At 64.2% G+C, this 17,019-nt stretch carries 13 protein-coding genes; 12 read left to right on the top strand and 1 reads right to left on the bottom strand.

The genetic code is table 11. The features are described from left to right. Positions 1-288 precede the first annotated feature (288 nt). The 5 genes from B5F19_RS14495 (at position 289) to B5F19_RS14475 (ending at position 5,642) form a co-directional block, all read left to right on the top strand. A complete protein-coding gene (locus tag B5F19_RS14495; RefSeq protein ID WP_087291709.1) occupies positions 289-891 on the top strand; it encodes a Maf family protein in 603 nt (200 codons plus the stop codon). Next, complete coding sequence (mreC, locus tag B5F19_RS14490; RefSeq protein ID WP_087291706.1) at positions 888-1,730, top strand: rod shape-determining protein MreC; 843 nt, start codon at positions 888-890, stop codon at positions 1,728-1,730. Before B5F19_RS14495 ends, mreC begins: the two co-directional genes overlap by 4 nt. A 48-nt stretch (positions 1,731-1,778) precedes the next feature. Further along, positions 1,779-2,291 (top strand): rod shape-determining protein MreD, encoded by a 513-nt coding sequence (gene mreD, locus B5F19_RS14485; RefSeq protein WP_087291703.1) that lies wholly within the window; start codon positions 1,779-1,781, stop codon positions 2,289-2,291. 42 nt (positions 2,292-2,333) lie between these two features. Next, positions 2,334-4,664 (top strand): penicillin-binding transpeptidase domain-containing protein, encoded by a 2,331-nt coding sequence (locus B5F19_RS14480; protein WP_087291700.1) that lies wholly within the window; start codon positions 2,334-2,336, stop codon positions 4,662-4,664. 168 nt (positions 4,665-4,832) lie between these two features. Beyond that, positions 4,833-5,642 (top strand): Mrp/NBP35 family ATP-binding protein, encoded by an 810-nt coding sequence (locus tag B5F19_RS14475; RefSeq protein ID WP_087291697.1) that lies wholly within the window; start codon positions 4,833-4,835, stop codon positions 5,640-5,642. A gap of 61 nt (positions 5,643-5,703) precedes the next feature. Here B5F19_RS14475 and B5F19_RS14470 read toward each other — a convergent pair whose 3' ends face one another. Next, positions 5,704-6,963, bottom strand: a complete 1,260-nt coding sequence (locus B5F19_RS14470; protein ID WP_087291695.1) for a chloride channel protein — start codon at positions 6,961-6,963, stop codon at positions 5,704-5,706. Between the two features lie 794 nt (positions 6,964-7,757). On the opposite strand from B5F19_RS14470, the gene B5F19_RS14465 reads away from it, so the two are divergent. From B5F19_RS14465 to B5F19_RS14435, 7 genes are all read left to right on the top strand, one after another. Beyond that, positions 7,758-8,531: a Cof-type HAD-IIB family hydrolase gene (locus tag B5F19_RS14465; RefSeq protein ID WP_087291691.1), complete on the top strand. Its 774-nt coding sequence runs from the start codon at positions 7,758-7,760 to the stop codon at positions 8,529-8,531. 101 nt (positions 8,532-8,632) lie between these two features. Continuing rightward, entirely contained in the window at positions 8,633-10,231 is a 1,599-nt protein-coding gene (locus B5F19_RS14460; protein ID WP_087291689.1) for an MBL fold metallo-hydrolase, read from the top strand. A 39-nt stretch (positions 10,232-10,270) separates the two neighbouring features. Then, entirely contained in the window at positions 10,271-11,188 is a 918-nt protein-coding gene (locus B5F19_RS14455) for a DUF975 family protein (protein ID WP_087291687.1), read from the top strand. Positions 11,189-11,379: 191 nt separating this feature from the next. Beyond that, positions 11,380-12,189, top strand: a complete 810-nt coding sequence (locus B5F19_RS14450) for a MoxR family ATPase (RefSeq protein WP_087291685.1) — start codon at positions 11,380-11,382, stop codon at positions 12,187-12,189. Between the two features lie 344 nt (positions 12,190-12,533). Then, positions 12,534-13,736 carry a VWA domain-containing protein gene (locus B5F19_RS14445; RefSeq protein WP_087291683.1) on the top strand — a complete coding sequence of 401 codons (1,203 nt, stop codon included), beginning with the start codon at positions 12,534-12,536 and terminating at the stop codon, positions 13,734-13,736. 206 nt (positions 13,737-13,942) lie between these two features. Continuing rightward, complete coding sequence (gene rpsO / locus B5F19_RS14440) at positions 13,943-14,209, top strand: 30S ribosomal protein S15 (protein ID WP_087291681.1); 267 nt, start codon at positions 13,943-13,945, stop codon at positions 14,207-14,209. A 494-nt stretch (positions 14,210-14,703) separates the two neighbouring features. Then, complete coding sequence (locus tag B5F19_RS14435; protein WP_087291679.1) at positions 14,704-16,854, top strand: polyribonucleotide nucleotidyltransferase; 2,151 nt, start codon at positions 14,704-14,706, stop codon at positions 16,852-16,854. The last annotated feature ends 165 nt before the right edge of the window (positions 16,855-17,019 follow it).

The following is a 17,019-nucleotide window of genomic DNA, read 5'->3' as shown; positions in this document are numbered from 1 at the left end:
CCATCCTGAGCCGTCCCCCGGCGATCCTCAAGGTGAATTGCCCCGAAGGGGCAAGAGAGGGTGGCCTGGGCCATTGGTTTCTTTCCCATCGCTGGGAAAGAAACTCGCCCCGCAGGGCGAAACCCTGTAAAAGGCAGCGAGACCTGCCCCCTCATCCGCCCCCTTCGGGGGCACCTTCCCCCCAGGGGGAAGGCTTATGATGGCAGGCGGCGAAACTCCATAAAAACCCAAGAATATGACTACGAATTGGAATGTAAGCAGAGGATATAACTGAAAGGAGGCGGCTCCATGGCCGTAATTTTAGCATCCCAATCCCCCCGGCGGCGGGAGCTGCTGGAGCGGATGGGGATCTCAGACTTTTTGATCCGCCCCGCCCAGGGGGAGGAGATCTTTGACCCGTCCCTCACGCCGGCACAGCTGGTGGAGACCCTCTCCCGCCAGAAGGCGGAGGAAATTTCCGCCGGCGCCGGGCCGGAGGACGTCGTCATCGCGGCGGACACGGTGGTGTCCGTGGACGGCCGGGTGCTGGGCAAGCCCGGGGACGAGGCGGAGGCCGCCGAGATGCTCGCCGCCCTGTCCGGCCGGGAGCACACGGTGTACACCGGGGTGACGGTGCGCCGGGGCGGGGAGACCGTCACCGAGCACGAGGCCACCGCCGTCCGGTTCCGCCCCCTCACCGGGGAGGAGATCGCGGACTATGTGGCCACCGGGGAGCCCATGGACAAGGCCGGGGCCTACGGCATCCAGGGCTACGGCTGCCTGCTGGTGGAGGGGATCTCCGGGGATTATTTCAACGTGGTTGGCCTGCCGGTGTGCCGGCTGGGCAAAATTCTGGCCCGGTTTGGGGTGAATCCCCTGCGCCTGGCCGCGGAGAAGGAGCGGAGAGCGTGAAGGAGTTTCTGCGCCGGAACGGCATCTGGCTTTTGGTGATTGCCCTGCTGCTCAGCATCCTCATCGGCGTCTCCTCAGCCTTTATGGGGGGCAACGCCGACCCCCTGTCCAACCTGGTGACCACCATTACCACCCCTGTGCGCAATGGGGTTGCGGCGGTGGGGGACTTCTTCCAGGGGGTGTCCCGCTACGTCTTCCGCTATGGGGAGATGGAGCAGCAGATCAGCGACCTGGAGGAGGAGAACGCCCAACTGCAGCAGCAGATCCGGGAGAGCCAGGAGGCGCTGCAGGAGAACGAGCTGCTCCGGAACCTGCTGGACCTGCGGGAGCGGCGGCGGGACTTCGTGTTTGAATCCGCCAAGGTCACCGCCCGTTCCAATGACAACTGGCGCTCCACCCTCACCCTGAGCAAGGGCAGCGAGTCGGGCATCCAGGAGGGGAACTGCGTGGTCACCTCCACCGGCGTGCTGGTGGGCGTGGTGTCCACAGTGGGCAGCCACTACTGCGAGCTGGACACCGTCATTGACCCCGGCATGGAGATGGGGGGGATCATCACCCGCACCAACGCCGTGGGCGTGCTGGAGGGGGATTTCAGCCTGATGCAGGAGGGAAAGCTCCGACTGGCCTATCTCCCCGACGAGGCACAGCTGGTGGCCGGGGACGAGGTGCTCACCTCCGGACGGGGGGACGTGTACCCCTCCGGCCTGGTGGTGGGCCAGGTGGAGGGCGTGTTCAACGACGTGTCCGGCATGAACCGCTACGCGGTGGTCGTCCCGGAGGTGAACCTGGACACCCTGGTGGAGGTCTTTGTCATCAAGGAGTTTGACATTGTGGAATAAGACAGGTTCCGGGCGCATCGCGCCCGGAAGGGAAAAAGAGGTGATACCGTGACCACCCGGGATCAAGTGCACAAGTGGTTTTTCTACGCCCTGGGGCTGATCCCCATCTGGGTGCTGGACGCCTTTGTCCTCAACCGCATCGCCCCCTTCGGGGTGATCCCCATGCTGCTGCCCCTGGCGGTGGCGGCGGTGGCGGTGCTGGAGGGGGCCTACGCCGGGACGGGCTTCGGACTGGCGGTGGGCCTGCTGTGGGAGCTGTCCTACGCCGGGGGCTTCGGCGGGCTGGTGTTCGGCATGGCCCTGGCGGGAATGGCGGTGGGCGCGGCTTCTCAGTATGTGCTCAGCCAGAACTTTTTCAGCTGCCTGCTGTGCTCCGCGGTGGTGCTGGGGGCGCTGGACGGGCTGCGGGTGCTCCGGGCCCTGTTCATCCGCCTGGACACCCTGGACGTGCTGCTCCGGGTGGCGGTGCCTGAGGTGCTGCTCTCCCTGTGCTGGACTCCGCTGGTCTATCTGATTTTCCGCTTTATCTTCCGGCGGGTGGGAGGGACCCGGCTGGCCTGACCGGCCCCTCCCCCGCCTGTCCCTCTGGAAAGGAGGTTTTCCATGAATCCCAAACAGTTTCACCGCCGCCTGATCGGGGTAATCCTGATCCTGGCCATTTTGATGACCTTCCTGTGCTCCAACCTGTACAGCATCCAGTATGTGAACGGAGAGGACTACGCCAACCAGTCGGTGGCCCGGTCCTATGAGACCCAGACCGTTCCCGCCAGCCGGGGGCCGATTCTGGACCGGAACGGCAAGGTGCTGGTGTCCAACCAGATCTCCTATCAGGTGACCCTGAGCCTCTCCCTCATGGGGGAGACGGCGGAGGAGCGGTGCGCCAACCTGCTCACCCTCATCCAGGTGTGCCGGGAGGAGGGGGTGACCTGGGCGGACACCCTGCCCATCACCGCCACGGCGCCCTTCGCCTATACCACCGAGGACCCCTTCTATTCGGTGAGCACCGATGAGAACGGAAATCCGGAGTACGGCGAGGACGGCGAGCTGGTCTATGACATGACCCGGCTGGGCCGGCTGGCGGTGTATATGGGGTGGATCGAGGACCCCACAGAGCTGGCGGAGGGGGAGATCCCCCAGTCGGACGCCTCCGGCGGGGCGGACCCCGGGCTGTGGGACCGGATCATGAACTTCTTCGGTATGGGGCAGCAAGAGGAGGCCCCCCAGGAGGAGCCGGAGCCCTACCGTCTGCCCACCGCCGAGGAGCTGCTGGGGATGATGTGCAAGAGCTTCGGCGTGAAAGGCGAGGGCGCGGTGGACGAGGCGGCGGCGAAGGAGAGCGGCGAGACGGTGCCCACCCTGAACATCGGGGACATGTCGGAGACCGACGCCCGGGCGGTGGCGGGGGTGCTCTATGAGCTCTACTACCGCAGCCGGATCACCAACTGGCCCCCCTATTACTTCGCCGAGGATGTGGACGTGGACTTTATCACCCGGGTGAAGGAGCTGGGGATCAAAGGGGTGGAGATCGAGACCTCCTCCGTGCGCAAATATGAGACCGAGTTCGCCGCCCATCTGCTGGGCCGGGTGGCCGCCATGAATGCCGATGAGGTGGACTACTACCTGGGGCTGGACGAGGGCTACACCCAGAACGACTATGTGGGCCGGGAGGGGGCCGAGCTGGCCTTTGAGAGCTATCTCCACGGCACCCCGGGAGAGCGGGCGGTGGAGCGCAACGAGGACGGAAAGATCACCTCCTCCGTGTGGCTGACCGACGAGGAGACCGGGGAGGCCAAAGTCCCGGAGCCGGGAGACAACGTGTTCCTCACCATCGACATCGAATTGCAGCAGATGGTGGAGGAGCTGCTGGCGGAGCGGGTACCCGGCCTCAGCGACGAGGTGGAGGGGGCCGCCTGCACCGTGCAGCTGGTGGACACGGGAGAAATCCTGGCTGCCGCCTCCTATCCAACCTTTCATCTGGATACCTATGTGGAGGACTATGCAGAAAACAGCACTGATTCTCTGAAACCCTTGATGAACCGGGCGTTTCAAGGACTGTATCCCCCCGGTTCCACCTTCAAGATGATCACCGCCATCGCCGGACTGGAGGAGGGGATTATTGAGCCCAGCACCATTATCCGGGATCTGGGCCGGTACACTCACTGGTCTACTCCCCAACCCATGTGCTGGATTTATCGACAGGGCGGCGGCACCCACGGTCCGGTAAACGTGACAAGGGCGATTGAGGTGTCCTGCAACTACTTTATGTATGATGTAGGGCGCCGCCTAGGCATCGACAAGCTTGATGAGTACGCCGCCATGTTCGGATTGGGACAAAAGACCGGTGTGGAGCTCTATGAGGAGTCCGGCGTAGTGGCCAGCCCGGCGTTCACTGAGTCTTTGGGGGGTACTTGGTACGAGGGTAATGTGCTGTCGGTGGCCATCGGCCAGGAGAGCACCCAGGTCACCCCCATCCAGCTCACCAACTATATCTCCACCCTGGTGAACGGGGGCACCCGGTATTCCACCCACCTGCTCAAGACAGTGAAGTCCAGCGACTTCTCCCAGGTGATCTATGAGTACGAGCCCCAGGTGCAGGCCGAGATCAACATCGCCCAGGAGAATCTGGATGCGGTGACCGAGGGCATGCGGGACCTGACCACCGGGACCGGCTCCCTGGCCAGCGCCTTCCAAAACCTGCCCTTTGAGGTGGGCGCCAAGACGGGCTCCGCTCAGGTGAGCTCCACCAGCGACTCCAACGCCGTCTTTGTGTGCTACGCCCCCTATGACGACCCGGAGATCGCCATCTCCCTGGTGGTGGAGCACGGCGGCAGCGGCTCGGTGCTGGCCTCCCTGGCGGCGGAGATCCTGGCCTACTACTTCACCACCCCCGACAGCCAGAGCGACGTGGTCACCGAAAATACCCTGGTGCCGTAATTTTCTCTCAAGTTCATCCCCTCTGCGCCTTGAAAATGTTCCCAATCTCGGTATAATGGTTATACTGTCCCCCTGCGCCCGGCGGACGCGCCCTGACAGCGCGTCCGCCGGAGCCTTGAGTTTGATGCCCTCCTTTTTTGTGTGTGGGCAGAAAGGAGTTTCCTAACCATGTCAGATTGTACGCACGATTGTTCCTCCTGCAGCGCGGACTGCGCCTCCCGGGACCTGATGGCCCCGGCCAACGCCAAGTCCAGCATCAAGCGGGTCATCGCCGTCATCAGCGGCAAGGGCGGCGTGGGCAAGAGCACCGTCACCGCCTCCCTGGCGGCCGCCATGGCCAAGCGGGGCCACAAGGTGGCCGTGCTGGACGCGGACATCACCGGCCCCTCCATCCCCGCAGCCTTCGGCGTCCATGAGCACGCCATGGCCACCGACGACGGCATCCAGCCCGCCGTCACCCCCGGCGGCATCAAGATCATGTCCCTGAACCTGCTGACCAACAACGAGACCGACCCGGTCATCTGGCGGGGCCCCGTCATCGCCGGCGTGGTGAAGCAGTTCTGGACCGACGTGGAGTGGGGCGAGGTGGACTATATGTTCGTGGACATGCCTCCCGGAACCGGGGACGTGCCCCTCACCGTGTTCCAGTCCCTGCCGGTGAACGGCCTGCTGGTGGTCACCTCCCCCCAGGACCTGGTGTCCATGATCGTCACCAAGGCGGTGCACATGGCCCAGATGATGTCCATCCCCGTGCTGGGCCTCATTGAGAATTACAGCTACTTCCAGTGCCCCGACTGCGGCGCCAAGCACGCCATCTTCGGCAAGAGCCACCTGGAGCAGGAGGCCATGCAGCTGGGGCTCCCCCTGCTGGCCCAGCTGCCCATCGACCCCGCCGTGGCCGCCGCCATCGACGCGGGCCAGGCGGAGAACCTGCCTGTGAACTATCTGGAGGGCGTGGCCGCCCAGCTGGACGGCTGATCCCGCTATCCCCAAACAAGAACTCCCCTCCGCAGCGTGCCTGCGGAGGGGAGTTCCCTTGTTACTCCACCTTCCGGTCGATCCACCGGGTGCGGAATTTGGAATAGACGATCTTCTGTTCGCTGTACAGCCCGTAGTAGCCCGAGAGCATGTAGGACACCCCGCAGCACAGGGCGCACAGGGGAAGGCTCCCGCCGCCGAAGAGCTCGAAGGCCAGCATCAGGGAGGTGAGGGGGCAGTTGGTGGCCCCGCAGAACACCGCAGCCATCCCCAGCGCCCCGCCGAAGCCGTGGGGCAGGCCCAGCAGGGGGCCCGCCAGGGTGCCGAAGGCCGCCCCGGTGAACAGGGCGGGGACGATCTCGCCCCCCCGGAACCCGGCCCCCAGAGTGAGGGCGGTGAACAGGATTTTCAGCAGAAAGGCCGCCGGGATGGTCTCCCCCGCCAGCATGCGGCGGATGACCGCGTCCCCCGCCCCGTTGTAGTCCTGGCTGCCCACCACCAGGGTGAGGACCAGCACCAGAGCGCCCCCCGCCGCCGCCCGAAGGAGGGGATTGGGCAGGAAGCGGGCGTACAGCTTGGGGGCGGTGTGTACCGCCTGGCAGAACAAAATGGACACCAGGGCGCACAAAATCCCCAGAGCGGCCGCCTGAACCATGGTGACAGGGCCCAGGGCCGCCTCCAGGCCGATCTCATACCCGGGGGACTGGTGGAGGCCCATGGCCTGGGCCACCTGGAAGGCGGCGAGGGCGGACACGGTGCAGGGCACCAGAGCCGCGTAGTACATCACCCCCACGCTGACCACCTCCATGGAGAACAGCATGGCGGTGAGGGGGGTGCCGAACAGGGCGGAGAAGGCGGCGGACATGCCGCACATGACCATCACCCGCCGGTCCTTGGCGTCCAGATGCACCACCCGGCCCAGCCAGGCCCCCAGGGAGCCCCCCAGCTGGAGGGCCGCCCCCTCCCGCCCGGCGGAGCCCCCCACCAGGTGGGTGAGGATGGTGGCCACAAAGATCAGTGGGGCGGTGCGCAGGCGCATGGGCTCGGCCTCCCGCACCGCGATGAGCACCAGATTGGTGCCCTGGTCCTTCTCCATCCCGCTCAGGCGGTACAGCAGCACAATGGCGATGCCGCCCAGAGGGAGAAAATACAAGATCCAGGGGTGCTCTCCCCGCAGCTCCGCCCCCCAGTCGATGCCCAGGTGGAAGGCGGCCGCCACCGCCCCCACCAGCAGGCCCGTGGCCCCGGAGTACAGCAGCCACTTGCAGAAGCGCAGCCCCTCCAGGAAAACCTTGCGGACCTGGTTTTGGTCCAGCGTCATGGTCCTCTCTCCTTTGCCTCACCGGCGTGTTTGGGTTGATTATACTACAATCGAGGGGAAATGTCTGTGGGAGATGGGATTTTTTGTGGGAATTTTGCAGGGGGGTTCGCCGTCTGCGGACGGCGAGTGACTTTGCCCGCGGCGGCAAAGTCACCAAAACGCCGCCGGGGACGCAGCCGATGGACTACGGCTCCGCTTCGCTTCGCCTAGGTCCATAGGACTGCCACCCTACCCCCTCTGGCCCTTCGGGCCATCTCCCCCTGATAGGGGGAGTCGGCCCCGGACCCCATTACGGGGGTTATCCCTTGAGGCAGACAAAATATTTCCGGCGCGCAAAATCTGAGTGGTGTTATGCGATTTCTCCCGCCCCACTGGGGGCTGGCTTGGACGAAAATTTCAAATTGTGCATTTCCAATGCTGCGCCTGGCTTTGCCGAGCCAACGGGACATGGTCTGTTGCTGACGGGAGGCCTAAGGGCCTCCCCTACCCAAGCCATGAGAGAATGGCATCCGAATATGCCGTAGGGGCGGGTCCCAGACCCGCCCGCCTGGGACATTCGGATGTCTCCGTAGGGGGCGGCACACCGGGCCGCCCAAAATGCGGGCCGGCCAGTGTCCGGCCCCTACGGAAAGCCCGGAGAGTTCCCCCGCATTTCGCGGGGGCGGCCATCAGAAGCCCGCAAGCGGCGAAATCCCCTCTGCACTTGCCCCAAAGAATAATTTATGGTATCCTGATTTGCACAGTATTTCCCGCTCAGAGACAGAGAGGGTGGGAAAGAAGGAGTGTTTTCTGCTATGGTCAAGGCCATTTTCTTCGACGTGGACGGAACTCTGGTGAGCTTCCGCACCCACACCATCCCCGCCTCCGCCCTGGAGGCCCTCCACACCCTGCGCGCCAAGGGGATCAAGCTCTTTCTGTCCACCGGGCGGCACCCGGTCATGCTCCGGAGTGTGGAGGGACTGTTCTCCTTCGACGGGGCGGTCACCCTCAGCGGCCAGTACTGTACGGCGGGGGGACAGGTGCTCCGCAGCAACCCCATGCCCCCAGAGGCGGTGGAGGAGCTGGTGGAGGCCGCCGGGGACGACGCCTTCTCCTGCATCTTTCTGGAGGGGGAGGACATCTATGTGAACTGCATCAACGACTACACCCGCCGGTTCATTTCCGACCTGTCCATCGACATGCCCCCTGTCCGCCCGGCCCGGTATGCCCTGGGGCGGACGGTGTATCAGGCGGTGACCTTTTTGGACAAGGAGCATGAGCGCCTGCTGCTGGACCGGGCTCCCCACCTGAAGACCACCCGGTGGCACCCCAACTTCCTGGATGTGATCCCCCCCACCGGGGGCAAGGACCGGGGCCTGGACGCCATCCTGGACCACTTCGGCATCCCCCTGGAGGAGTCCATGGCCTTCGGCGACGGGGAGAACGACCTGTCCATGCTGGTCCACGCGGGTATCGGCGTGGCCATGGGCACCGCCAGCGATGAGGTGAAGGCCCGGGCGGACTACGCCGCCCCCTCGGTGGACGAGGACGGGGTGGCACGGGCCCTGGAGCACTTCGGCCTGCTGTGAGAGGAGAGCCGTCGAAATTCACAAATAGTTCTGGAATTTCCCCCGCCTATGAGGTACAATGTGGATAAGAACCCAGCTACTACATTTAGGAGGGCATCCATATGAAGCTGACATTCTTCGGCGCGGCCCACGCGGTCACCGGCAGTTGTCACTGTCTGGAAGTGGGCGGCAAAAAGATCCTCATCGACTGTGGACTGCAGCAGGGCCGGGACGAGCACGACGGCAACGCCCTGGACTTTGCCCCCAGCTACATTGACTATGTCATCGTCACCCACGCCCACATCGACCACTCGGGGCGCATCCCCCTGCTGGTGAAGGAGGGGTTTGGGGGAGAAATTTACGCCACCCGCCTGACGGCTCAGCTGCTGTCCATTATGCTGCGGGACTCCGCCTTCATCCAGGAGAGCGACGCCCAGTGGCAGAACCAGAAGGGCAGGCGTGCCGGCCGGCCCGAGGTGGAGCCCCTGTACACCGTGGCCGACGCGGAGGCCGCCATGCAGCAGGTGGTCACCGCCGAGTACGGCCAGATGGTGGACCTGTGCGAGGGGGTGCAGATCCGCTTCCGGGACGCGGGGCACCTGCTGGGCTCCTCCATGGTGGAGATCTGGGCCACCGAGAACGGAGTCACCAAGAAGCTGGTGTTCTCCGGGGACCTGGGCAACATAGACCAGCCCATCATCCGGGACCCGGAGTATCTGGACACGGCGGACTATGTGGTGATGGAGTCCACCTACGGCGACCGGAACCACGAGCCGCCGGAGAGCTACACCGAGGCCCTGGCCCAGCTCATCGACGAGACCTTCGCCCAGGGGGGCAACGTGATCATCCCCTCCTTCGCCGTGGGCCGCACCCAGGAGCTGCTGTACTTCCTGCGGGAGATCAAGGACGAGGGGCTGGTGAAGAGCGCCCCCAACTTCCAGGTGTGCGTGGACAGCCCCCTGGCCGCCGAGGCCACCCGCATCTACTCCGGGGATTTACGGGGCTATCTGGACGAGGAGGCCATTGAGGTCCTCCAGGGGGGCGACGACCTGTTCACCTTCCCCGGCCTCACCCTGGTCCAGTCCACCGAGGAGTCCAAGGCTCTGAACATGGACCGCAGCTCCAAGATCATTATCTCCGCCTCCGGCATGTGCGACGCCGGGCGCATCCGCCACCATCTGAAGCACAACCTGTGGCGCCCCGAGTGCGCCGTGGTGTTCGTGGGCTATCAGGCGGAGGGCTCCCTGGGCCGGCGGCTGCTGGAGGGGGCCAAGTCGGTGAAGCTGTTCGGCGAGGAGATCGCCGTCAACGCCCGCATCGTCAACTTCAAGGGGCTCTCCTCCCACGCGGACCGGGACCACCTGCTCGCCTGGATCGAGCACTTCGCCCCCACCCCACAGCAGGTCTTTGTGGTCCACGGGGACAGCGAGGTGACCGACCTCTTTGCCAAGGATCTGAACGGGCGGAACATCCCCGCCCACGCCCCCCTCTATGAGGAGGTCTACGACCTGTCCGCCAACGCCATGCTGGCCAAGGGCGTGGTGCTGGAGCCCAAGAAGACCACCGGCGGCGCGGCCGCCGGCTCCCCCGCCTTTGTCCGGCTCCAGGACGTGTCCAAACAGCTGGAGGCCCTCATCAGCCGCAGCCGGGGCCGCCCCAACAAGGACCTGGCCCGTCTGGCCGACCAGATCAAACAGGTCATGGAGAACTGGGAGAACTGACCGCGGCTTAAGACTTAAAACAACAGGGAGAAACATGCTATGCCTATGGAACTCAACCGCCGGGAGCTGAAGGCCCAGGCCCGGGAGCGGATGCGGGAGACCCGACCGCCCTTCTGGCTGCTCACACTGGTCTACCTCCTTCTGACCACCGGGGTGTCCACGCTGGCCGATCTGACCGGGGCCGCCCAGTTTACCTTCCCACCGTCGAGCGGGGACACGCTGCCCCTGTTTCTGTATCTGCTGATTCTGCTGTACACCACGGTGATGAACTTCGGGTACCAGATCTGGGCCCTGCGGGTCTATCGCCGGCAGGAGGCGGGTTACGGCACCCTCATCGACGGCTTCTCCATGGCGGGGCAGGTGCTGCTGATGGAGCTGTACATATTCGGCTGCACGCTGTGCTGGGCGCTGGCGTTTGGGACTGCGGGCGGTCTGGCGCTGCTTCTGCTGAATTGGCTCCCGCCGGTTCTGCTGGTGCTGCTGATCTATGGGGCGGGATTTGGCATCGCCCTGTGGATCTCCTATCGGTACGCCATGGCCCCCTTTCTGCTCATGGACCGGCCGGAGGCGGGGGCCATCGCCCCGGTGCGGGAGAGCGTGGCCATGATGCAGGGGTGGAAGTGGGAGTATTTCAAGCTGGACTTCTCCTTCTTCGGCTGGTACCTGCTGAATGCCCTCCTGTCTCTGGGGGTGGAGCTGGCGTTTATCCTCCCCGCCGTGCTGGAGCTGCTCCAGGCCACGGAGGTGGACCCCGCCCTTCTGATCAACGGGCTGGAGCTGCCCTGGACCGCCGCGCTGCTGTCCACCCTGATCCAGGTGCCCCTCTCCCTGTGGCTGGACCCCTATGTGGCCATCGCCCACGCCGGATTCTATCAGGCCCGGGTCCAGCAGGCCGCCGCCCCTCCCCCCGTGTGGGACGCCCCCTATGACGGGCCGTACAGTGGGCCGGACCTGTAAGCGGCAGATTTGAAAACAGAACTGAAAAACGGCAGGAGTGCGTATACCCGCGCGCTCCTGCTGTTTTTTCCAAAATGGCCAAAGAGGCCGCATTTTGCGCAAAACTCTTGCATTTTGTGTGGGAACTGGGTAAAATGGCAACGGTTATTCTGGTATGGATGTGGGCGCGGCGCCCCGGAAAGGAATGGAATATGAGCGAGTTTCGCGGAAGTCAGAACTATGTGGCCTCGGAGGAGCTGATGCGGGCGGTAAACATCGCCATGGTGCTCCAGAAGCCCCTGCTCATCAAGGGGGAGCCGGGCACCGGCAAGACCATGCTGGCCGAGGCCATCTCCCAGGCCCTGGGCAAGAAATTGATCATCTGGAACATCAAGTCCACCACCAAGGCCCAGGACGGGCTGTATGTGTACGACGTGGTGCAGCGTCTGTACGACAGCCAGTTCGGGGGCGAGGGGGTGGACGACATCGCCAAGTACGTCCGGCTGGGGAAGCTGGGGGAGGCGTTCACCGCGGAGGAGCAGGTGATCCTGCTCATTGACGAGATCGACAAGGCGGATTTGGAGTTCCCCAACGACCTGCTGTGGGAGCTGGACCGGATGGAGTTCCACATCCCGGAGACGGGGGAGACGGTCACCGCCAGGCACCGGCCGGTGGTCATCATCACCTCCAACGCGGAGAAGGAGCTGCCCGACGCCTTCCTGCGCCGGTGCGTGTTCCACTACATCGAGTTCCCGGACAAGGAGCTGATGGCGGAGATCGTCCGGGTGCACTTCCCCGACCTGGACGACAAGCTGCTCACCCAGGCCCTGGAGGCCTTCTACCGCATCCGGCAGATGCCCCAGATCAAGAAGAAACCCTCCACCAGCGAGATCATCGACTGGCTGCGGGCCCTGGTCCACGAGGGTGTGGACCCCAAGCGGGTGGTGAAGGAGGTGCCCTACCTGGGGGTGCTGCTGAAAAAGAACGAGGATATGGACGCCCTGCGCCGGGCCTGGAGATAAATACGGCCCGCGGGCGGTCGCGAGGGTCGCCCCTGCGGCGCTTGAAAAGGCTTCCGCATATCCCGTAGGGGCCGGTGTCCTCACCGGCCCGCCAGATTTCCCGTGACCGGCGGGCGGCCAGCCCTGGGTGCCCCGCCCCCCGGAAGTCACCCTCATCCGCCCCAGTGTGCGCACTGGAGCACCTTCCCCCTATAAGGGGGAAGGCTCCAGGGCGGCCCGGGTGTGCCGCCCCTACGATGTAACCTTTCGTAGGGGCGCACATTGTGCGCCCGCAGCCGCGATGTATCGCGGCCCTGCAAACGCCCCGTTTTCCAACGATCCCGCGTCAACAAAGGAGTGATCCAATGTTTGAGGAATTTCTCTACACCCTGCGCCGGGGCGGCCTGAAGGTCTCTCTCACCGAGTGGATGAGCCTGATGGAGGCCCTGGACAAGGGGCTGCACCGGTCCAGCTTCACCGGCTTTTACTACCTGTGCCGGTGCCTGCTGGTGAAGAGCGAGGCGGACTTTGACCGCTTCGACCGGTGCTTTCTCCAGTACTTCCGGGACGTCCCCTTCGAGGGGGAGGTGTCCCAGGAGCTGCTGGACTGGCTGGACCGTCCCGACGTTTTGAGCGGCTACGCCAACTGGGACGAGGAGCAGGCCCGGCTCAACGAGCTGCTCTCTGAGGAGGAGATCGAAAAGATGCTCCAGGAGCGGATGCGGGAGCAGAACGAGGAGCACAACGGCGGCAACTACTGGGTGGGCACCCACGGCATGTCCACCTTCGGCAACTCCGGCCTGTCCCCCAAGGGCATCCGGGTGGGGGGGCAGGGGATGCACCGCCGGGCCTTCCGGGTGGCCGGCGAGCGGAAATTCCGGGACTTCCGGAAGGACAACACCCTGGACACCCGCCAGTTCCAGGTGGCCCTGAAGCGGCTGCGCCAGTACTCCGGCCTGGTGGAGCTGCCCCCCACCGAGTTCGACGTGGACAACACCATCCAGGACACGGCGGAGAAGGGCGGCATGCTCACGGTGCGCTATAAGCGCCCCCGGCAGAACACGGTGAAGGTGCTGCTGCTCATGGACTCGGGCGGGTCCATGGACTACTACGCCCAGCTGTGCTCCGCCCTGTTCCAGGCGGTGAGCAAGGTGGGCCACTTCAAGGATTTGAAGGTCTACTACTTTCACAACTGCGTCTACGGCCGGGTGTACGACAACCCCAGCCTGCTCCCCAGCGGAGCACTCCAGACCGACTGGCTGCTGTCCAACCTGTCCTCGGAGTACAAGGTGATCTTTGTGGGGGACGCCCAGATGGCCCCCTATGAACTCACCGGCGGCTGGTACTACAACCGGGACCGGGACCCCAGCGCCCCCAAGTGCGGTATGGACTGGCTGCTGCGCTTCCGGGACAAGTACCAGAATGCCATCTGGCTCAATCCCAGCGACCGGCCCGGCTGGGGCCAGTACTGGTGCGAGACCTATGACCAGATCGCCGCTGTCTTCCCCATGTTCCCCCTGACGGTGCAGGGGCTGGAGGACGGCATGAAAAAGCTGCTGGCCCGGTGAGCTGTCCTGACCCCGGAACAATCCCAAAAGATTCAGAAAAAATAGGAGTTTTTTCTTTACAATCGGGGAAAATTGTGATATAGTATCCCAGCGTCAATCGCACCCCTCTGGCTTCGTTTCAGGAGAACGCCCGGCAAGAGTTCGGGGCTTCACCCGCCTGTTACGCAGCCTCGTGGGCATCGAATTTCAGAAAGGTGGAATTTTCCATGATCCGCAAGGACGAAAAGACGGCCGTTATCGAGGCCAACCGCATCCATGAGACCGACACCGGTTCTCCCGAGGTGCAGATCGCCATTCTCACCGCCCGCATCAACGAGCTCACCGAGCACCTGAAGGTCCACAAGCAGGACAACCACTCCCGCCGCGGCCTGCTGAAGATGGTCGGTAAGCGCCGCAAGATGCTGGACTATCTGATGGCCAAGGACATCGAGCGTTACCGCGCCATCATCGCCAAGCTGGGCATCCGTAAGTAAGAAGAAGCGCGGAGGACAGACACGCAAGGGTGCTAAGCAGTCGAGCGCAGCCGGCAAACCAAGCGAGGCCGGCGGCCTCGCTGTTTGGCGGCGGAGTCGAGCGGCTTAGTGCCCTGGCCGCGTGTCCAGTCCGCAGCGTGACAATTGTGTTTCATAGGGCAGCGCGCATATCGTGCTGCCCTATGTTCGCATCTGAAACCAACCAAAATTCTGGAGCACCAGCGCTTTTTTAGCAGTTGAATATGGGCCTGGCACGGTGATCCGTAGTCCCAAGCCTTCCCCCCTCAGGGGGGGAAGGCGCCCCAGTGCGCACACTGAGGCGGATGAGGGGGCGTGGGTGCACGGTACGGACTCACCCTCATCCGTCACGGCCTTTGGCCGTGCCACCTTCCCCCTGGCAGGGGGGAAGGCATACACCCGGACCTATATTCAAGTGCTAAAAAGGGTTGTTGTGTTCCGGGAGACGAAAAAATTCTCAAAAAGGAGGACAACCCATGTCAACCATCATCAAGCACAAGGAATTCCCCAAGTTCAAGAGCTGGACCATGGACCTGTGCGGCCGTCCCCTGACCATCGAGGTGGGCAAGGTGGCCGAGCTGGCCAATGCCAGCGCCATGGTCAAGTACGGCGACACCACCGTCCTGGTGGCCGTCACCGTGGCCCCCCGCCCCCGGGACGGTGTGGACTTCTTCCCCCTGTCCGTGGACTTTGAGGAGAAGCTGTACGCCGTGGGCCGCATCCCCGGCTCCTTCATGCGCCGGGAGGGCCGCCCCTCTCTGCCCGCCGTGTTGGCCAGCCGCCTGATCGACCGGCCCATGCGCCCCCTGTTCCCCAGCGACTTCCGCAACGACGTGTGCATCACCTGCACCGTTATGAGCGTGGACTACGACTGCTCCCCCGAGGTGGCCGCCATGATCGGCGCCTCCGCCTGCGTGAGCTACTCTGAGATCCCCTTCGCCGGTCCCATCGGCTGCCTGGAGGTGGGCTACTGCGACGGCCAGATCGTGCTGAATCCCAACCAGGAGCAGCGCAAGACCAGCCGCATGGACGTGACCGTGGCCGCCACCCGGGAGAAGGTGGTGATGATCGAGGCCGGGGCCGACGAGATCCCCGACGAGATCATGTACGCCGGCATCGTGAAGGCCCACGAGGAGATCAAGAAGCAGATCGACTTCATCGACCAGATTGTCGCCGAAATCGGCAAGCCCAAAATGGAGTACGAGCACGCCCAGTTCAACCAGGAGCTCTTCGACAAGATCGTGGCTGACTTCATGGACGAGGCCAAGGCCGCCATGGACACCGACGACAAGAACGTGCGCGAGGAGCGCTGGAACGCCATGATCGACCACTGGCACGAGAAGTATCTGGAGGAGTATCCGGATATGGACCAGTACCTGGAGGAGTTCACCTACAAGTTCCAGAAGAAGATTGTCAAGGCCTGGCTGCTGGAGGGCCACCGTGTGGACGGCCGCGCCAAGAACGAGATCCGTCCCCTGGCCGCCGAAGTGGGCGTGCTGCCCCGGGTCCACGGCTCCGGCCTGTTCACCCGCGGCCAGACCCAGGTCCTGTCCGTGTGCACCCTGAACACCCTGGCCGCCTCTCAGAAGCTGGACACCATCTGGGAGGAGACCGAGAAGCGGTATATGCACCACTACAACTTCCCGCCCTACTCCGTGGGCGAGGCCAAGGCGCCCCGGTCCACCAACCGCCGGGAGTACGGCCACGGCGCCCTGGCCGAGCGGGCCCTGGTGCCGGTGCTCCCCTCGGTGGACGAGTTCCCCTACGCCATCCGCGTGGTCTCTGAGGTGCTGTCCTCCAACGGCTCCACCTCTCAGGGCTCCATCTGCGGCTCCACCCTGGCCCTCATGGATGCGGGCGTGCCCATCAAGGCCCCTGTGGCCGGCATCTCCTGCGGCCTGATCCAGGATGACGACGGCAGCTTCACCACCTTCATCGACATCCAGGGCGTGGAGGACTTCCACGGCGAGATGGACTTCAAGGTGGCCGGCACCAAGGCGGGCATCACCGCCATCCAGATGGACCTGAAGAACGACGGCCTCACCCACGAGATCATCAAGGAGGCCCTGGATATCACCCGGGACGCCCGGTACGCCATCCTGGACGAGGTGATGCTGCCCTGCATCGCCGCCCCCCGTCCCGAAGTGAGTAAGTACGCCCCCAAGATGATCACCATGAAGATCGACCCCGACAAGATCCGGGAGGTCATCGGCAAGGGCGGCTCCGTCATCCAGAAGATCACCGCCGAGTCCGGCGCCACCGTGGATATCGAGGACGACGGCACCATCCACATTGCCTCTCCCAACGCCGAGGCCTGCGACGCCGCCAAGAAGATGATCGACACCATCGTCTTCGTTCCCCAGGTGGGCGAGCTGTACTACGGCAAGGTGGTGCGCATCCTCCAGTTCGGCGCCTTCGTGGAGCTGGCCCCCGGCAAGGACGGCATGGTCCACATCTCCAAGCTGGCCGACCACCGTGTGGAGAAGGTGGAGGACGTGGTCAATGTGGGCGACATGATCTGGGTCAAGGTCACCGACATCGACGACAAGGGCCGGGTCAACCTGTCCTACCGGGACGCCATCAAGGAGATCAAGGCCAAGAAGGCCGCCGGCGAGAGCGTGAAGTAAGCGTTCCCTTCCATCAAATGACAGACAAAATGCCTCGGGCGTGAGCCCGAGGCATTTTCAGCTTGTCGAAAAACTTCTGTTCAGACGAGTCCGCCCGAGTGTTGGCGGGGGAGCTCGAGGGGGCGGCAGCCCGCCTCGAGTGGGATCGAATGCCCTGAATGCCTT

The organism is Pseudoflavonifractor sp. An184, from assembly GCF_002160305.1.
Classification (GTDB): domain Bacteria; phylum Bacillota; class Clostridia; order Oscillospirales; family Oscillospiraceae; genus Lawsonibacter; species Lawsonibacter pullicola.
This window is presented reverse-complemented; position numbering and strand designations above follow the sequence as displayed.